This is a genomic window from Nocardiopsis codii, assembly GCF_036327455.1.
GTDB lineage: Bacteria > Actinomycetota > Actinomycetes > Streptosporangiales > Streptosporangiaceae > Nocardiopsis > Nocardiopsis codii.
Window position 1 is genome coordinate 51,952 of sequence record NZ_JAUZMY010000022.1, and the last position, 17,320, is coordinate 69,271.

Consider the following 17,320-nt stretch of genomic DNA (forward strand, 5'->3'; position numbering starts at 1 on the left):
GGCCGCGGACCGGCCCCGGTGGGGGACAGGGACAGGAGGAGGACGGGGTGACGCTTCGGCGATGGGCGGCCGGATCCGGCGGGCACCGGCGACAGGCGCTGCGGAGGGTGTTCGAGCGGCGGGGGTACGAGCGCGAGACAGCGGTCCTCATCCTCAAGTGCGCCGTGGCCGCGACCCTCGCCCTGGCGGTGGGGGCCCTGCTGATGGACACGCAGCAGATCGGGTTCGCGCCGTTCTCCGCGCTGCTGGTCGTACGCCCCAGCGTCTACGGGTCGGTGCTCCAGTCCGGCCGCTACGTGGCCGCGGTCGTGGCGGGCGCGCTGATCGCGGGCGTGGGAGGGCTCACCGTCGGCCCCGAGCTGTGGATCTTCGCCGTCCTCGTCCTGCTCGCCCTCGTCCTCGGGCAGGCCGCGGTCTTCGGATCGCAGGGGTCCCAGATCCCCGTCGTCGCCGCGTTCGCGCTGGCCGGAGGCACGGCGGCCAGCCCCGGCGACCTCGGCTCGCTCCTGGCCATGGTCATGGTGGGCGCGGGCGCGGCCGTGGTGACGAACCTGGTCCTCGCCCCCGCCGTCCGCTTCCGCGACGCCGAGAACGCGGTGCTCGACTTCGCCGACGGACTGCGCCAGATCTCCCGGGAGATGGCCGACGGGCTCAGGGAGGGCAACGACGGCCTCGCCGACCTCGAACACTGGGCGCGCGTCACGGACGGGTTCGACGACACCGCCCGCAACGCGCGGTCCTCGGTCGCCAAGCAGGAGGAGCGGGCGCGCCTCAACCCTCGGCGGGTCCTCGGCGGGCGCGGCCCGCAGGGGAGCCCGGAGACGTACCGGGCCTGGATCTCCGCCCTGGGCCGGGCCTCGTGGCACCTCCAGTCGGTCGTCCGCACCCTGCGGTACTCGACCGGTTCCCGGTCGAGGTATCCCGCGCCCGACGACGCCTTCCTCCGGGGGTTCGCCCCTCTCATGGACAGTGCGGCCGACGCCTTCCAGGCCGTCCACGACGCGGAGGAGCCGGAGCGCTCCTCCGTCTCCGCCGACCTGCGCGCCTGCCTGGACGCCGGGGCGAGCGGCGTGGAGCGGGCCCGGGAGGACCTCAGCGCGGACTGGGACCGGGAGCGCTGGCCCGTGTACAGCGCGCTTCTCACCGACCTGGAGCGGGTGTTCGAGGAGCTCTGCGAGGGGCACGAGAACAGTACGCGCGACGGCGGTTGAGGAGCCGGCGTACTCGGGCCGCCACGGGGAAGGGAGCGGGCATGGTGCACACAGTGACCGCAAGACCGACGATCCGTACCGTCTCCCTCCTCGGCGCCCTCGTCCTCCTCTCCGCGTGCGGCACCCCCGAGGGCGAGACCACCGGAGCCGGGGAGTCCGCTCCGCCGGCGGGCGCGTCCGACCTCGGCCAACCCGAGGACGTCGCCACCGACCTGGAGGTGCCGTGGGGGATCGCCTTCCTCCCCGACGGCTCCGCGCTCGTCGCCGAACGCGACTCCGCCGACGTCGTCCGCGTGGAGGACGACGGCACGGTCGGCGACGCCGGAACCGTCCCCGAGGTGTCCCCGTCCGGGGAGGGCGGCCTGCTGGGGCTGGCCGTGGACCCGGGGTTCCCCGAGGAGCCCTACGTGTACGCGTACTACACGACGGACTCCGACAACCGGATCAGCAGGCTGGAGTACGACCCCGACGGCGGCGGGCTGGGCGAGCCGGAGGTGATCCTCGACGGCATCCCCTCGGCGTCCACCCACAACGGCGGCCGGATCGGGTTCGGCCCCGACGGCCTGCTCTACGCGGGCACCGGTGACGCCGGGAACCCGGAGGACTCCCAGGACACCGACTCCCTCGGGGGCAAGATCCTGCGCCTGACCACCGGGGGCGACCCCGCCCCGGACAACCCGTTCGGCAACTTCGTGTACAGCTACGGGCACCGCAACGTGCAGGGCCTGGCGTGGGACGCCGACGGGAGCCTCTACGCCACCGAGTTCGGCCAGAACCGGCTGGACGAGGTCAACCTGGTCGAACCGGGCGGCAACTACGGATGGCCCGAGGTGGAGGGCACCGGAGGCGGCGACGAGTACGTCGACCCCCTGGTCACGTGGACCACCGCGGAGGCCTCGCCCAGCGGCGCGGCGGTCGCGGGAGGCTCCCTCTGGGTGGCGGGTCTGCGCGGCGAGCGCCTCTGGGAGGTGCCGCTCACCGGTGACGGCGGTGTGGGCGAGCCGGTCGCCCACCTCGAGGGGGAGTACGGCCGCCTGCGCACGGTGGTGGCCACGCCCGACGGGGACGGGCTCTGGCTGGGCACGAGCAACAGGGACGGCCGGGGCGAACCGGGCGACGGAGACGACCGGATCCTGCGCCTGCCCCTGGAGTAGGCCGGTCGGGGCGGGGGCTCCGCGGGAACGCGAGGCCCCTCGTGCCCGGCCCCGGGGCGGGCGCGTTCTCGTGGTGTGTGAACTGCGCAAACACCGGTCATGAGAGAAGCGGCTCGTTTTTGGGGGCGCGACCGGGGCAACACTCGGACATGTCTGGATTAGGTAGTGCAAAGCGCCCAGTCGTGGAGGTCAAAGCCAAGGGTCGCCAGGCGGCGCGGAGCCGCTGGCTCCGCAACCTGGCCCGCGTCGGGTTCGCCGCCAAGGGCCTGCTCTACCTCATCATCGGGTACATCGCGTTCGAGATCGCCTTCGGGGAGAGCGGCGGTGAGGAGGCCGACAACAGCGGAGCCCTCCAAGTCGTCGCCGAGAACACCGGAGGCACGCCGCTTCTCTGGGTGGCCGCCGCCGGTCTCGCCGGACTCGCGCTCTGGCAGGGCATCCACGCCGCCGTGGGCCCCGACAAGGCGACCCGGCGCGTCGCCGCCGCCTCCAACGCGGTGCTCTGCGCCGTTCTGGCCGTCACCATCACCGCCTTCCTCACGGGCGGGGGCGCCCCGGAATCCCAGGACAGCCAGTCGGAGGGTATGACGGCGCAGCTGATGTCGCTGCCGTTCGGCCGCTTCGTCGTGGGCGCCGCGGGGTGCGGGATGATCGCCGTGGGGATCTACCAGCTGTGGAAGGCGGTGGCCCGCCGCTTCAGCCGGGACCTGGCACTGGGCGGGTTGTCCCGCGGCGGACGTCTGACCGTTCTCACCGTGGGAGTCCTCGGCTACGCCACGCACGGACTCGTCCTCGGTGCGGCCGGGGTGTTCATCCTCCAGGCCGCGATCACCTTCGACAAGGACAGGGCCCAGGGGCTGGACGGTACGCTGCGCGCGTTCGCCGACACCCCCGCGGGACCTCCCGCGCTGGTCGCGGTCGCCGCGGGCGTCGCCCTGTACGGCGCCTACTGCTTCTGCCTCGCGCGCTGGTCGCGCGACTGAACCGCCCTCCGCCCCACGGGGGGAGGATGTCGGACGGGGCCCCACGCTCTCCCGAGGGACCCCGTCCTCCCGGATGGATCTGCGGTCGGCCCGGCCCCGGGTCACCGGGGGCCGGGCCGGGCGGCTACCGGAGCTGCTCGACGGCGAACGCGGACACCCACGCCAGCGTCGAGTTCCAGTTGACCGTCAATTCGTTGGTCGCGTACGAGCCGATGTCGTCGACGTAGCAGAACTGGGGCTCGCACCCGGCCAAGGCGGCCTCGCTCACCGGGTCCCAGGTGGCGGTGTCCGAGTTGGGCCCTCCGGCGAGGGAGCCGGGGGGCGGCTGCGGCAGCGACGGGTCGAGCTGGTGTGCGTACCAGCGGCTGTGCTGGTTGACCGCGTCGCTGGTGCCGTGGCCGGTGACGTAGGACTGGTTGAGGGCGTTGCGGCCCAGCACGTAGTCCATGCCCTCCAGCACGGCGTCCCGGAAGGCCTCGTCCCCGCTGACGTCGTAGGCGGTCGACAGGACCACCAGGTTGTTCAGCACGAGGTTGTTGGAGCCCCAGGCGAAGACCCCGTCCACGGGCGCGTACGCCAGCCCGTACGGGTGGGTCCCGACGTTCTCCAGGTACTGCGCGGCGCCCCCGAGCAGGGCGTCCCGTGCCCCGTCGGACAGGTCGTTGGGCAACGACGCCAACTGGAGGGCGCCCAACGGTGCGGTGTAGCGCCAGTCGAACCCGGAGGGCACGAACACCTCGGGGTCGGCGTGCAGGCCGTACGAGGTGACGGCGTCCTCGTAGGCGGCGTCCCCGGTGGTGAGGTACAGCTCGGCCGCGGCCCAGTAGAACTCGTCGGAGACGTCGGTGTCGTCGTACGGTCCGCCGCCGGCGCCGGTCGCGGGCGCGTACTCATCGGGGTGGGCCAGGGCGGCCGACCAGGCGGTCTCGGCCGTCTCCAGGCAGGTCGCGGCGAACCCGGCGTCGTAGGGCTCGAACACCCGGGAGCACTGGGCGGCGGTCGCCGCCAGGTTCAGGGTGGCGGCCGTCGACGGCGGATGCAGGTAGCGGGCCTCCGGATCGTCGGCGGGGAGCATCGGGATCGCCGTCCACGACTCGTCGTGGACCTTGTGGTGCGCCATGCCCGCCAGCGGTTCTCCCCCGGGCACCTGCATGGCCATCAGGAACTCCATCTCCCAACGGGCCTCGTCCAGGACGTCGGGGACCCCGTTGTCCCGCTCGGGCAGGCGCAGGGTGGAGTCGCCGGCGCGGTCGGGGTTGCCGGTCGGCGCGTGCAGGGCGCGCTCGTGGACGCTCATCAGCTGGTGGACGGAGATGCCGCCGTTGACCACGTACTTGCCGTGGTCGCCCGCGTCGTACCAGCCGCCGGACACGTCCAGGGCGTAGTCGCAGGGGGTGTCGGGGTGGCAGGTGACCGCGGTGTCGCCCTGGTTGGGCGCGACGCCCACGTGCCCGGCCGCCCGCCCGTAGCCGGGGGCGATTTCGTCCAGGACCTCGATGCCGCTGCGCTGGGGGTAGTAGAAGGACAGGGCGTCCGCGGCCAGGTCCTCGTAGAGGTCGGCGGAGACGGCGAAGGGGTGGCTCGTCTCGCCGTCGGCGGTCAGCGTGTACCCCTCGCCGGGTTCGGTGAAGCCGCCGAAGTCGACGGTGTGCACGCTCTGGCCGGACGTGGCGTCGGGACCTGAGGGTGCGGTGTCCCCCTCGGCGACGACCGCGCCGTCCGCGTCGGCGAGCCGCCAGGGCAGGGGGTCGGCGGCGTCGGTGACGACGGTGGCGTTCTTGGGCCCGTCGGGCAGGTAGCCGAGCTGGTTGACGCGTACGCGGGGGCCGGTGTCGGGCACGTACACGGGGGGTTCGGCGCCGTCGAGCAGGGACACGTCGTCCAGGCAGAGCGTCCACGCCTCGTCCGCGCCGCCGACCTGGAAGGCGACCTGGGCGTCGTCGCGGTCCGCACCCGCCGTGAACACGAACGTGTGGGCGGCGGCCTCCTCGGTGAGGAACGCGCGTCCGTCGAGCTCGGTGCGCCAGGGGTCGACCGGCTCCTGGACGAGGGCGCGGATCGGCCGGGCCTCCGCCCCGGAGGCGGTGAAGGAGAAGGTGTACGACTCGCCCCCGCGGAGCGGGACGCCGTCCTGGCCGATGATCACGTCCCACGGGTTGGCGGTCCCGCCGGGGATGTCGGCGCACAGGCGTTCGTCTCCGGTGACCTCCAGTTCGATGACGGGGCTTCCCCACCATCCGGTGGAGCCGTCTCCGAAACCGCCGTTGACGATGTGTTCGGTGGGGTCCTCGTCGGCCTGAACGGGGGAGGCCGCGAGGAGGGTCGCCGAGAGCGCCGCGGTGGCGCCGAGCGCCACCGCCGCGTGTATTCGTACCGTTCTCACTTGGGGGTCCTTCCGCTGGGGGGTGAGCGGTCGAAGGGATTGGGAGCGCTCCCAATCGTGCGATCATTGTTGTGTCGAGGATCACTCCTGTCAATGGGGGCAAGGGGTTCCGGAAGGCGGCGGCCGACGACGGGGCCCCGCGGGTTCGCCGGAGCGTCCGAAGCGTCCGAAGCGTCCGATCCCCGCGGCGGCGCCGCCCGGGTCAGGCCCCGGCCGTGGGCTCCTCCGGCCCCTCCAGTTCCGCGCCGACGGCGGAGCCGCCGGTCTCCGGGGGCCCGCCGTCACGGCCGACGGCCCACAGGGTCAGGGCCGCGCCGAGCAGCACCGCCAGCACCGCGGCCCCGAGGGCGACGAGCAGTCCCGTCGAGGGCCGCTTCGGAGCGGGAGGCGGCGGAGGTGTGACAGAACCGGACAGGGCGCGGGCCAGCCCCGCCGCGTCCGGGCGGTCGTCGGCCAGCGGCGCCAGTGCCGCCGCGACCGGCCCGGCCAGGTCCCGGGGCACCCCGAACAGGTCCGGGCGGCCGTTCTCGTGCCGGTGCGCCACCGTGTCGGGGTCGTCGGTGCCGAACGGCGCCCTGCCGGTCGCGGCGAAGGCCACCACCGACCCCCAGGAGAACATGTCGATCCTGGAGGACAGGCGGCCGACGAAGCACTCCGGGTCGACCCAGCCCACCGAGTCGGCGGCGGCCACGTGCGCCTCGAAACCCGCCAGCACGGGGCCGTCCGGGCCCAGGACCACCCCGGCCGGGGTCAGGTTCGGGTAGACCGCCCCGGCCGCGTGGACGTCGGCCAGCGTCGACGCGATCCGGGCGGCGAGGTCGCGGACCTGGCCGCCCGGCATCGGCCCGTGCGTGGCGACCATGTCGCGCACGGTCGGCCCGGGGACGTACGCGGTCGCGAACCAGGGGAGCGGGGCGGACTGGTCGGCGGCGATCAGCGGCGCCAGGCCGGGCGAGCGCACCTTCCGGACTAGGCCCACGTGGTGGGCGAACCGGGACCGGAAGCCGGGGACGGCGACGTGCTCCCGGCGGACCACGGTGAGCGCGACCCAGCCGCCGTGCCCGTCCGGGGCGGCGTAGGTGACGCCGGAGCCCCCGGTGTTCATGCGGCCGTGCAGAAGGTACGGGCCGACCTGCGGGGGGTCGCCGGCCACGAGCGGGGTCGTCGGGGGAGTCTCGTTCACGGGTCCTCCGGCGGGGTCCCCGGGCTCAGGGCCGTCCGGGTCCGCCTGTCGTCCGGATGTGTCCCGGGACAGTATGGCGCGAACGGGACGAAGGCCGTGACCGGGCCTCCCCGGGCCGACGACCGGTCCCGGGGAGGAGGGCGGGCGTCACTCCTCGGAGGGGAGCAGGCCCCGCGCGAAGACGGCGCCGGTCAGGGCGCGCCGGATCTCCTCGGCGTCCCCGGTGTGGCCCCTGTGCCCGGTGGCGGCGAGCACCTGGTCGCGGATCGCCGCGACCACGGCGTCCCCGCGCAGGACCTCGGCCAGCGGCGCAGCCTCGACGGCTTCCTTCCACTGGCGCAGTGCGTCGAGCCGACCGTGGTCGACGGACTCACGGGTGATGTGGAACAGGGCGTCGACGTTGTGGTGGTAGGCGTCCGTGTCCAGCAGGTCGATGTCGATGACCTCGACCGGCTGGTTGCCGCCCTCACCGTCGGGGCGCAGGTGGTAGACCCGCCAGAGGCGTCCGTTGGTGAGGATGATCCACTCGGCGCCCTCCTCCACGGCCAGGCGCCGCGACATCTGGATGTTGCGCTGGTCGAGCTCCTGGCCGATCCGCCGCACCTCGACGGGGGCGAACAGCTTGCCTTCCAGCATGATCGCGTAGTCGATCGAGTCGCCGCTCGTGCGGTACTCGGTCGTCATGTCCTGGTACTTGCTGAAGTTCAGGCCGACACTGAAGAAGTCGGCGACGAGCAGGCGGGTGTCGCCGTCGTTGGCGTCGCGCTCCAGCAGGTCGGCCAGGGGGCCGGAGAGGCGGTCCACCGCCGCGGCCACGCGACCGCGGACAGGGGTCTCCCAGCTCACCGTGGTGGTGAACTCGCCGGTCCTCGTCATGACCTGGGTGTCGTCAGCGTCCATGAACGTCCGTTTCCGTCTGTGGTGAAAGCCCTGTCACACGGCTTTCTCCGCAACCGGGGGAGCACGCGGACGAGGGGGAGAATCCGGCCACGATGCTACAGCTCACGGGGGTGTCCGCGAGCGCCGGGTTCGCCTTGCTGGCGCCGGAAGCCGCCCCCGGCCCACGGTTCGCCCGGCAGCGGTTCGCCGGGACCTCGCTGCGGGCCGTCGCCACGGAGGCGGGGGTCTCCCACGCCCCGGTGCGCCACCGCTTCGGCCCGTTCCGGGGCCCTTTCCGCCCTTTCCGATTCCGGTCCTGGCGGCCCCGGCAGGGGTTCAGAGACCCCCGGAGACGCGCAGCACCGTTCCCGTCGCGTAGGACGCGTCGGGGGACAGGAGCCAGGCGACCGCGCCGGCGATCTCGACGTCCTTCCCGGCTCTGCCCAGCGGGATGCGCGACGCGGCCTTGGCCGGGCGGTCGGGGTCGCCCATCGCCGCGTGCATGTCGGTCTCGATCAGACCGGGGGCCACGGCGTTGACACGGACCCCGTCCGGGCCGAGCTCCTTCGACAGTCCCACGGTGAGGGCGTCCACGGCGGCCTTGGTCGCGGCGTAGTGCACGTACTCGTGCGGGCTGCCGAGGGTCGCGGCGGCCGAGGACACGTTGACGATGGAGCCCGAGCCCTGCGCGGCCATGTCGCGGGCGGCCCGCCGGCAGCACAGCAGGTAGCCGAGCAGGTTCACGTCGACCACCCTCCGCAGGACGTCGGTCCGCGCGTCCGCGAGCCTGCCCAGCGGGCCGGTCACCCCGGCGTTGTTCACCAGACCCGTCACAGGTCCCAGCGGGGCGGCCGCGTCGAACAGCCGCTCGACGTCCTCCTCCGAGGAGGTGTCCGCGCGCACGGTGACGCAGCGCGCCCCGGCCGCCCGCACGGCGGCGGCGGTCCGCTCGGCCGCGCCCTCGTCGCTCACGTAGCCGAGCACCAGGTCGTGGCCGTCGGCGGCCAGCCTGACGCAGGTCGCGGCGCCGATGCCCCGGCTTCCTCCGGTGACGACGGTGAGCGGACGAGACACGGTGTACCCCCTGTGAACTGCTTCCACGGACGTCCAGGTTCTATCGTGGCGCCCCCGGGGGCACCGCCGCCGCCCCCGGCGGGGACGGGTACACGTCCGGACGACCGCGGCCGGGAGCCGGAACCCCCGGCCCCCGGTCACGCGATACCGCGGCGCTCGGGCCGCGCCGGACCCGGCGTCCCCGTCCGCGGGCGTCCCCGTGGTGCGACCCCCACAGAGGCACCACGGGGACGCGCTCAGGAGAGGACGTCGCGCAACTCCTCCAGGAACCGCAGGAGGGCGACCGACCCGGGGTCCCGCTCTCCGGCCCCGCGCTCGCCCACCCAGGCCGCGCGGCCCTTCGCCGACGTCAGCCCGCTGGTCTCCTCGACGGCGCGTCCGGCCGCGGACGCGGCGGCCCGTGCGGCTGCCGCGGGGTCGTCCGCCCCTGCCAGGGCCTCCTCCACCAGAAGGAGCCCGTCCACGAACGTCTTGTCGCCGGGCTCGGCCCCGCCCCGCTCCCGCACCTTGCGGGAGACCGCGGCGGTGAGGCGCGCGGCGTCGCGGACCGAGACGGACGGGAGCTCCTCCGACTCGGCGGCGGCGGCGAGCACGCCCGCGCCTGTCAGCGCGGCGAACGTCGAGGGGTTGGCCGACGCGAACGCCGTCGCCGCGGCGCGCAGGACGTCGGCGTGGTGGGCGTCCTCGGGCAGTGCGAGAAGCGCGTCGCGGACGGCCGCGGCCCCGGAGGAGACCGTGATCCCCAGGTCGCCGTCACCGAGCCGCGAGTCCAGCAGCCGCAGCTCCTCCGCGTGCGACGGCATGCGCTCCATGGCCTCGACCAGCGTGCCGCGCAGCGCGCCGGCGGTACCGGTGCGGCGGACGGCGGGGGCCGAACCGTGACCGGGGCCGGTGTCGGAGGCCCCGTCCACGCGCGCCCCCGGCGCCTCCGTGTTCCCCTGGCCGAAGAACGGGGACGCGGCAGGGGCGTCGAGCAGCGCGGCCAGATCGTCGTCGAGCAGCAGCACGGAGACCGAGGCCCCCGCCATCTCCAGGCTCGTCGCGAACTCGCCGACGTAACGCCGGTGGATGGCCACGCCGCGCTCCTCCAGCACCTGGTGGACCCGGCGGTACACCAGGTACAGCTCCTCCAGGGGGGTGGCGCCCAGGCCGTTCACCAGTACCGCGACGCGGTCCCCGGGTGCGGGCTCCAGCTCCCCGAGGATCTCGGCGAGGAAGCGGTCGGTGATCTCGTCGGCCGTCTCCAGCGCGCCCCGGTGGCTCCCCGGTTCGCCGTGGATGCCGATGCCGACCTCCATCTCCCCCTCGTCGAGAGTGAACGTGGGCTCGCCGGCGGCGGGGAGGATGGTGGGGGACAGCCCGACACCCATCGTGCGCGTGGCGTCCGACGTGCGCTGGGCCACCGACCGCACCGTCTCCAGGTCGTCGCCGCGCTCGGCGGAGGCCCCGGCCGTCTTGTAGGCGAAGAACAGCCCCGCCACGCCGCGCCGTGTGTGCTCCCTGCCCCGGGGGGCGGACATCACGTCGTCGGTGCCCAGCACCGTCGCCGTCCGGATGCCCTCCGCCGCCACGACGTCCGCGGCCAGGTCGAAGTTGTAGACGTCCCCGCCGTAGTTGCCGTACAGGTACAGGACGCCGGCGCCCCCGTGGCTGGCGCGCGTCGCCGCGGCGATCTGCTCGGCGGAGGGGGAGGAGAACACGTTCCCCACGGCCACCCCCGTGGCCAGGCCCTGCCCCACGTAGCCGAGGAACAGCGGCAGGTGGCCGGAGCCGCCCCCGGTCACGATGCCGACGCGGCCCTCGACGGGCGCGTCGGCGCGCACCAGCGCCCTGCGGTCGCCGGTCGCGGCGCGCAACCGGTCGGGGTGCGCCATGAGCAGCGACTCGGTGACCTCGTCGACGAAGTCCTCCGGCCGGTTGATGATCTTCTTCAGCGCCATCCGCGCTCACTCACCTCTCGGTCCGTCGCCCCTGGGGCGGGTTCTGCGGACGCCGCGGGGGCGTCCGGTGGCCGTGTGCGCACCCGGGGAGGGAGCCCCCGGGCCGCCGGAATCAGGCCAGTGCCTCCGCCGTCTCCCTGAGCACGTCCAGGTCGGCCTCGGAGACCGCGTCGCCGCAGACCCTCGCGGGCCCCGCGGCGATCCCCTGGACCTCCAGCCCCGCCTTGAGGTGCGGGATGCTGCCGCTGCGCACCGCCGCCACCGCGCGTGCCACGAGTGGCTGCGCGGCACGCACCCCGTCGGTGTCACCGCTGTTCAGGGCGTCGCGCAGTGCCACGAACGGCCGGGGGAAGACGGAGGACACACCCGAGACCACGCCGAGGCCGCCCGCGCGCACGAACTCCTCGAAGGCGATGTCGTTACCGGACAGGACGTCGAACCCGGAGGGGGCCTCCGCCAGGTAGGCCGACACCGAGGCGTCGCTCTCACCGCTGATCTTCACCCCGCGGACGCCGGCGTCGCGGAGGCGGCGGAGCACCGAGGGCGCGGCCGGGGTGGTGGAACGCGCCTGGAACAGGTAGGCGTGCACCTCGGCGCCGTCGGCCGCCGCCACCAGGCGCTCGTAGTAGCGCACCAGCGCGTCCTCGGGCGCGGGCAGGAAGTAGGGCGTGACGGCGGCGAGACGGGTCGCCCCGGCGCCGACGGCGGCGCGGACCAGGGACTCGGCCTGGCGGGGCGCGGACGCACCCACGTGGGCGTAGACCCGCTCCGGGCCGAAGACGTCCAGGGCCAGACCGATGACCCTGGTCCGCTCGTCGTCGTCGAGGGCGGTGAACTCGCCGGTGGTCCCGGCGACGAACACGCCGTCGACGCCCTGTTCGCGGACCGCCGTGAACAGCGCGGTGGCGCCGTCGGGGTCGAGGGACTCGTCCCGGGTGAACGGGGTCGGGAGGGCGGTGATCACCTTCGCGTGGGCGGACATGCGTGGTTCTCCTCGGGTGGGGACGGGGCGGCTGCCGGGCTGGCCCGGGTCAGGACGCCGGGGTGGTGGTGCTCTCGGCCGCGCGGGCGCGGCGTGCGCGCCACGCGGTGCGCAGCGGCGGCACGACGAGAGCGAGTGTGCTCACCGCCAGCAGGCCGAGTGCGATGGGGCTGGTCAGGATGTTCTCCGGGCCGCCGATCTCCAGGGCGCGGCGGAGGTTGCCCTCGGCCAGGGTGCCCAGGATCAGGCCGAGGACGACGGGGCCGGGCGGGATGCCGAAGCGCTTCAGGAACAGGCCGACGAGGCCGAACACGATCATCACGGCGACGTCGAAGACGCTGTTGTTCACGGCGTAGGTGCCGACCATGCAGAACACGAGGATGACCGCCCACAGGAAGTGCTGCGGGAGTTCCAGGAGCTTGGCGACGCCGCGCATGCGCAGGACGCTGATCACGAGGGCGACCACCGTCGCGATCAGCATGATCCCGGCGATGCTGTAGACCAGTTCGGGCTGGTTGGCGAACAGGGACGGGCCCGGCTGGATGCCCCAGACGACCATGGAGCCGATCATCACGGCCATCACGGAGTCGCCGGGCAGGCCCAGGGCCAGCGTCGTCGTCACGGATCCGCCGAGGGTGGCGTTGGACGAGGTGTCCGCGGCGGTGATCCCCTCCAGCGAGCCCTTGCCGAACTCCTCGGGCCGCTTGGAGGCCCTGCGGGCCTGGTCCCAGCCGAGGATGCCGGCGATGTCCCCGCCGGTGGCGGGCACGACGCCGACCACGGCGCCGACTCCGCTGCCGACGGCCATCGGCTTGAGCATGGTGCGCCAGTCCGAGCGCCTGGGGAACCAGCGGCCGAAGTCCTTGATCGGTTCCACGCCGCGGCCCCGGCGGTGCACGAGGATCTGGTTCATCACCTCGGCGATGCCGAAGAGGCCGATGATCGCGGCGATGAACGGGATGCCGTCGGACAGCTCGGGCACGCCGAACGTGAACCGCGGTGTGCCCGTGATGGGGTCGCGGCCGACGGCTCCCAGGAGCAGGCCGAGCCCACCCGCCATGAGCCCCTTGACGATCCGGCCGCCGGACACCCCGATCATCATCGTCAGGCCGAACACGACCAGCGCGAACATCTCGGCGGGACCGAAGTTCAGGGCCAGCCGGGACAGCGGGATCGCGGCGACCATGAGCAGGACGACGCCGACGAGCGTCCCCCACGCCGAGGCGAAGGCCGACGAGGTCAGGGCCAGCCCCGCCTTGCCCTGGCGGGCCATGGCGTAGCCGTCGAAGGTCGTGGCGATGGACGCGGGCGTCCCCGGGGTGTTGATGAGGATCGCCGGGACGCGGTCGCCGAAGTTCGCCGCGACGTAGATCGTGAGCAGGACCGCCAGACCGGGAAGCGGTTCGAGCGAGAGCGTGAAACCGCTGGCCAGAGCGACGGCCATGGTGGCGGTCACGCCGGGGAAGGCGCCGACGAGCATGCCCAGCAGGGCGCCCGCGGCGATGCACAGCAGGACCGTGGGGTCCAGGAGGGCGCTGAAGCCCTCGACGATCGGACTCATAGTGGCACTCTCAGGAGGACGCCGAACAGAAGGTAGAGGATCGCGGTCACGCCGATCGGGAAGAGGATGAGCGCCTTCCACCCGCGGCCGCCGCCCAGCCAGGTCAGGGCCACGAACAGGATCGCCGTGGAGACCCGGAAGTCGACGAAGTACCAGAGGACCCCGTAGCCCGCGATCGACGCGAGCATCGCGGCGAGCCGCCACGCCCCCTGGCGGGTCGCGGCCTCGGGCTCGTCCTCCTCCACCGTCACGGACGGCCGGCGGAGGGTTCCCGCGGCCAGGCAGACGCTCAGCAGCAGGAGGAGGACGGCCAGGAGCTCCGGCCACCACCTCGGGCTGAACTGGGTGAGGCGGGCCCCTTCGGGGATCTGCGTGGCCAGGGCGAAGGCGGCCGCGGCGAGCGCGGCTCCCGCGGCGGCGGGGACCAGGTCCCTCAGTCTGCGTCCCGGACGCGCCCCGCCCGAGGCGGGCGCGTCCGGGGTCGTGGTCGTGTCGGCCACGGTGCTCAGTCCTGGCCCTCGAGCAGGGTGCCGAAGCGGGTGTACTCCTGGTCGACGAACTCGGCGAACTCGTCGGAGGGCACGTTGACCGGGACGTTCCCCGAGTCGGCGATGATCGTCCTGAACTCGTCGGAGTCGGCCGCCTCGGAGAAGGCCTCCTCCAGCTTCGTGCGGACCTCGTCGGGGAGGCCGGTCGGCGCGCCGATGCCGCCCCAGCCGCCGATCACGACGTCCACGCCCTGCTCGGTGGCGGTCTCCACCCCGGGCAGCGACTCGGAGGGCTGGGAGTCGAAGAGGGCGAGGACGCGGAGCTGGCCGTCCGCGTGGGCGGGCGCGGTCTCGGAGATGCCCGCGATCACGGCGTCCACCTGGCCGCCGACGGCGGCCGTGACGGCGGGGGCGCCGCCGTCGAAGGGCACCGGCTGGAACTCGGTCTCGGTGGCCTGGCCCAGCTCGGTGGTGGCGGCCTCCCAGATGGAGCCCGCACCGGAGTTGGACACGGAGATCGAGCCGGGCTCGGCGCGGGCGGCCTCGACGAGGTCGTCGAGGGTCTCGTAGGGGCTGTCGTCGGGGACGGCGATGGTGGCGGGGACCGACACCATCTGCCCGATGAGGTCGTAGGCGGCCGGGTCGACGTCGTAGCCCTGGTAGCCGAGCATGACGGTCTCGACCGGCAGGTAGCCGATGCTGTAGCCGTCGGGCGCCCGCCCGGCGAGGTTCTCCAGCCCCACGGATCCGGCGCCGCCGCTGCGGTTCTCCACGATGATGCTCTGCCCCAGGGAGTCCTCCATCTGGGAGGCCAGGGTGCGGGCCGCGAGGTCGGACGCGCCTCCGGCGTCGTAGGGCACCACGAGGGTGATGTCCTGGCTGGGGTAGTCCGCGGCGTCCTCGCTGACGCCGCCCCGGTCGGCGCAACCGGCCGTGAGGGCGGTGATCGCCAGTGCGGCCGCGGTCAGGCGGAAGGTGGTGGAACGCATGGTGCTCTCCGGTGATTCGGTGGAATCGGCTCCGTGGGTCGGTCGCGGGACTTGAGCCGAGGGACGGCGGGGCGCGGTCGCGTGCCGCCGGGTCAGTGGGACGTGGTCTGCGTGTAGGGAGCCCGGAGCCTGAGCCTGGCGTTGTCCAGGTGGCCGCGGAGCTCGTCGAGGACGGCTTCGGGTTCGCCGGACTCGACCAGGCCGGCGAGGACCTCGTGTGCGCGGACGGAGGGACCGAGGTCCTCGTAGCGCTCGTTGGAGGCCAGGAGGAGCACCTCGATGGTGGGCCGGTACTGCGCCCACACGTCGGCGAGGCGGCGGTGCCCGGCCACGTCGTAGAAAACCGAGTGGAAGCGCACGTCGGCGGCGGTGAAGGCGTCGGGATCGCGCTCCTCGCGGGCCCTCCGCATCTGCTCCAGAGGAGCCCGGAGGCCTTCGGTGAGCCTGGCCCGGTCGCGGCCCAGACCGATCTCCAGCGCGAGCTGTTCGAGGGAGCCCCGCAGCGAGAAGAGCTCGTCGATGTCGTCCCCGCCCAGGCCCACGACGGTGGCGCTGCGGCGGTTGGTGTCGATGAGTCCCTCGGAGGCGAGGATCTTGAGCGCGTCGCGGATGGGACCGCGGCTCAGGTCGAACTGCTCGGCCAGATGCCCCTCGACCAGCGACGTGCCGGGCGCGTAGCGCCCGGTGATGATCAGGCGCCGGAGTTCTCCGGCGACCTTCTCGCCGAGTGCCCGCTGCTTGATGGGCAGGATCTCCGACATGTCTTCCCTTCGGTTAACTGTTAACTGTTAACCAGATTGAATCACGGTGTGACCTATGTCAATCCCTGGTGTTGTTGGTGTCTCTTGGGGTTTTTGTCTGGTTGCGCGGATCCCTTGCCCGGCAGCGGTTCCGGCGTTCCGGGCGGTCGAAAAAATCCGGACCCGGCCGACATCTCACCATGGCGGAGGGGAGTTGTCCGCACACCCTCGGTGCTCATGGTGTGTCCGGGAGGTGACTGTGCGGTGTCCCCGGGAGGTCCTCGGGCTCCGGGGCGGCCGCCGGTGTTCGGCGTTCCCGTGGATTCACGCGGTGGGGGCCGCGTACCTTCGAGGGCGTAGGGCCGCGCCGCGGCGCCGCGGGGGCGCCCGGCGGACGGGCGGGTCCGCGCCGCCGCCACGTACGGAGAGGTCACCCGAGATGCCGGAGAAACCCGGACAGGCGCCGTTCGCCGCCACGGCGAGCGGCGCGCTGGTGTGCGAGGACGGGCTGGTCCGTCCCCCCTGGGCAGCCAGGGACCCGCTGCTGCGCGCCTACTACGACACCGAGTGGGGCATGCCCGTCCGCGACGAGCGCGGGGTCTTCGAGCGGATCAGCCTGGAGGCGTTCCAGGCGGGGCTCTCCTGGGCCACCATCCTGCGCAAGAGGCCGGCCTTCCGCGCCGCCTTCGCCGGCTTCGACCCCGACACGGTGGCCGGGTACGGCGAGAACGACGTCGAGAGGCTGCTGGGCGACGCCTCCATCGTGCGCAACGGGAGGAAGATCCGCGCCACCGTCCGGAACGCGCGGGCCACGGTGGCGCTGCGCGACGCGGGAGGGCTGGCCGACCTGGTGTGGTCCTTCCGGCCCGAGCGGACCCCGGCCCCCGCGCGGATCGAAGACGTCCCCACCGCGTCACCCGAGTCGGCGGCCCTCGCCGGCGCCCTGCGCCGTGCGGGGTTCACCTTCACCGGGCCCACGACCATGTTCGCCCTCATGGAGGCGATCGGCATCGTCGACACCCACCTGGTGGACAGCCACCGCCGGGGGACGTCGGGGGTCTGGGCGCGTTCCTGAGCCGGACCCGCCGCTACCGGCGCCCCTGCCGCGGCGGGACAGGACGCCCCCGGCCGAGGAGCCGGGAGACCGAGCCCCGCGCCCGGTCGAGCGGGCTCCGGCTGCGCGTCGCACGGGACAGCAGCAGCGCCCCCTCCACGAGGGAGAGCGCCGACCAGGCGTCCGCGTCCGCGTCCTCGGCCCCGCGGCCCTCGGCCACCAGGCGGTTCGCGAGCGTTGCCTGCCAGGACGAGTACACCCTCCGGCACACGGTGTGCACCAGTTCGTTGGTGGCCGAGACGTCCAGCGCCGTGGCGGCCAGCGGGCAGCCCCCGGCGAACCCCGACTCCTCCATCCTGGCGGCGAAGAGGTCGATCATCCCCTGGACGAGCGCGACCGCGTCGGGAGCCTCCTCGGACAGCTCCCGTATCCGGGCCCCGGTCTCGGCTCCGGCGGCCTCCAGGGCCGCCGCGACGAGCTCGTCCTTCCCTCCCGGGAAGTGGAAGTAGAGGGAGCCCCGGGGCGCCCCGCTGGCCGCCAGGACCTGGTCGAGGTCGGTTCCGGCGTAGCCGTGGGCTTCGAGCTGTTCGCGTGCGCCGTCGACGAGCCGTGTCCGCGTGACCGTTCCCCTGGTGCCCATGACAGCGACAGTAGGCCGAACCGTACAGTGCGTACAGCGGAACCGTCGGGACACGCGGA

Annotated in this window: 15 protein-coding genes; 4 read left to right on the forward strand and 11 right to left on the reverse strand. The window is 73.6% G+C overall.

The window, feature by feature from the left end:
* The first annotated feature begins 47 nt into the window (after positions 1–47).
* From Q8791_RS21035 to Q8791_RS21045, 3 genes are all read left to right on the forward strand, one after another.
* Positions 48–1,211, forward strand: a complete 1,164-nt coding sequence (locus Q8791_RS21035; protein WP_330093476.1) for an FUSC family protein — start codon at positions 48–50, stop codon at positions 1,209–1,211.
* Positions 1,212–1,252: 41 nt separating this feature from the next.
* Positions 1,253–2,365: a PQQ-dependent sugar dehydrogenase gene (locus Q8791_RS21040; RefSeq protein ID WP_330093477.1), complete on the forward strand. Its 1,113-nt coding sequence runs from the start codon at positions 1,253–1,255 to the stop codon at positions 2,363–2,365.
* A 182-nt stretch (positions 2,366–2,547) separates the two neighbouring features.
* Positions 2,548–3,348 (forward strand): DUF1206 domain-containing protein, encoded by an 801-nt coding sequence (locus Q8791_RS21045; RefSeq protein ID WP_330093478.1) that lies wholly within the window; start codon positions 2,548–2,550, stop codon positions 3,346–3,348.
* Positions 3,349–3,472: 124 nt separating this feature from the next.
* On the opposite strand, the gene Q8791_RS21050 is transcribed toward Q8791_RS21045, so the two are convergent.
* From Q8791_RS21050 to Q8791_RS21095, 10 genes are all read right to left on the reverse strand, one after another.
* Positions 3,473–5,731, reverse strand: coding sequence for a glycoside hydrolase family 9 protein (locus tag Q8791_RS21050; protein WP_330093479.1), 2,259 nt, complete (start codon positions 5,729–5,731; stop codon positions 3,473–3,475).
* A gap of 202 nt (positions 5,732–5,933) precedes the next feature.
* On the reverse strand, positions 5,934–6,914 hold the full coding sequence (locus Q8791_RS21055) for a protein kinase family protein (RefSeq protein WP_330093480.1): 981 nt from the start codon (positions 6,912–6,914) through the stop codon (positions 5,934–5,936).
* A gap of 147 nt (positions 6,915–7,061) precedes the next feature.
* Positions 7,062–7,814, reverse strand: a complete 753-nt coding sequence (locus Q8791_RS21060; RefSeq protein WP_330093481.1) for a hypothetical protein — start codon at positions 7,812–7,814, stop codon at positions 7,062–7,064.
* Between the two features lie 315 nt (positions 7,815–8,129).
* A complete protein-coding gene (locus Q8791_RS21065; protein WP_330093482.1) occupies positions 8,130–8,867 on the reverse strand; it encodes an SDR family NAD(P)-dependent oxidoreductase in 738 nt (245 codons plus the stop codon).
* 236 nt (positions 8,868–9,103) lie between these two features.
* On the reverse strand, positions 9,104–10,807 hold the full coding sequence (locus tag Q8791_RS21070) for a dihydroxyacetone kinase family protein (RefSeq protein ID WP_330093483.1): 1,704 nt from the start codon (positions 10,805–10,807) through the stop codon (positions 9,104–9,106).
* Between the two features lie 112 nt (positions 10,808–10,919).
* On the reverse strand, positions 10,920–11,789 hold the full coding sequence (locus tag Q8791_RS21075; protein WP_330093484.1) for a dihydrodipicolinate synthase family protein: 870 nt from the start codon (positions 11,787–11,789) through the stop codon (positions 10,920–10,922).
* Positions 11,790–11,838: 49 nt separating this feature from the next.
* Positions 11,839–13,350: a tripartite tricarboxylate transporter permease gene (locus tag Q8791_RS21080; protein WP_330093485.1), complete on the reverse strand. Its 1,512-nt coding sequence runs from the start codon at positions 13,348–13,350 to the stop codon at positions 11,839–11,841.
* Positions 13,347–13,850 carry a tripartite tricarboxylate transporter TctB family protein gene (locus Q8791_RS21085; RefSeq protein ID WP_330093486.1) on the reverse strand — a complete coding sequence of 168 codons (504 nt, stop codon included), beginning with the start codon at positions 13,848–13,850 and terminating at the stop codon, positions 13,347–13,349. Before Q8791_RS21085 ends, Q8791_RS21080 begins: the two co-directional genes overlap by 4 nt.
* Before the next feature lie 5 nt (positions 13,851–13,855).
* Complete coding sequence (locus Q8791_RS21090) at positions 13,856–14,827, reverse strand: tripartite tricarboxylate transporter substrate binding protein (RefSeq protein WP_330093487.1); 972 nt, start codon at positions 14,825–14,827, stop codon at positions 13,856–13,858.
* 92 nt (positions 14,828–14,919) lie between these two features.
* Positions 14,920–15,588, reverse strand: a complete 669-nt coding sequence (locus Q8791_RS21095; RefSeq protein WP_330093488.1) for a GntR family transcriptional regulator — start codon at positions 15,586–15,588, stop codon at positions 14,920–14,922.
* 418 nt (positions 15,589–16,006) lie between these two features.
* Between Q8791_RS21095 and Q8791_RS21100 the strand changes: the two genes are divergently transcribed.
* Complete coding sequence (locus tag Q8791_RS21100) at positions 16,007–16,642, forward strand: DNA-3-methyladenine glycosylase I (RefSeq protein WP_330093489.1); 636 nt, start codon at positions 16,007–16,009, stop codon at positions 16,640–16,642.
* A gap of 13 nt (positions 16,643–16,655) precedes the next feature.
* Here the strand turns inward: Q8791_RS21100 and Q8791_RS21105 are convergent, their stop codons facing one another.
* Entirely contained in the window at positions 16,656–17,261 is a 606-nt protein-coding gene (locus tag Q8791_RS21105; protein ID WP_330093490.1) for a TetR/AcrR family transcriptional regulator, read from the reverse strand.
* Between the last annotated feature and the right edge of the window lie 59 nt (positions 17,262–17,320).

Excerpts from the sequence above, each read along its gene's own strand:
- Q8791_RS21100 (WP_330093489.1), top strand. The coding sequence starts at position 16,007 with ATGCCGGAGAAACCCGGACAGGCGCCGTTCGCCGCCACGGCGAGCGGC.
- Q8791_RS21090 (WP_330093487.1), bottom strand. The coding sequence starts at position 14,827 with ATGCGTTCCACCACCTTCCGCCTGACCGCGGCCGCACTGGCGATCACC.
- Q8791_RS21075 (WP_330093484.1), bottom strand. The coding sequence starts at position 11,789 with ATGTCCGCCCACGCGAAGGTGATCACCGCCCTCCCGACCCCGTTCACC.
- Q8791_RS21080 (WP_330093485.1), bottom strand. The coding sequence starts at position 13,350 with ATGAGTCCGATCGTCGAGGGCTTCAGCGCCCTCCTGGACCCCACGGTC.
- Q8791_RS21070 (WP_330093483.1), bottom strand. The coding sequence starts at position 10,807 with ATGGCGCTGAAGAAGATCATCAACCGGCCGGAGGACTTCGTCGACGAG.
- Q8791_RS21060 (WP_330093481.1), bottom strand. The coding sequence starts at position 7,814 with ATGGACGCTGACGACACCCAGGTCATGACGAGGACCGGCGAGTTCACC.
- Q8791_RS21095 (WP_330093488.1), bottom strand. The coding sequence starts at position 15,588 with ATGTCGGAGATCCTGCCCATCAAGCAGCGGGCACTCGGCGAGAAGGTC.
- Q8791_RS21040 (WP_330093477.1), top strand. The coding sequence starts at position 1,253 with ATGGTGCACACAGTGACCGCAAGACCGACGATCCGTACCGTCTCCCTC.
- Q8791_RS21105 (WP_330093490.1), bottom strand. The coding sequence starts at position 17,261 with ATGGGCACCAGGGGAACGGTCACGCGGACACGGCTCGTCGACGGCGCA.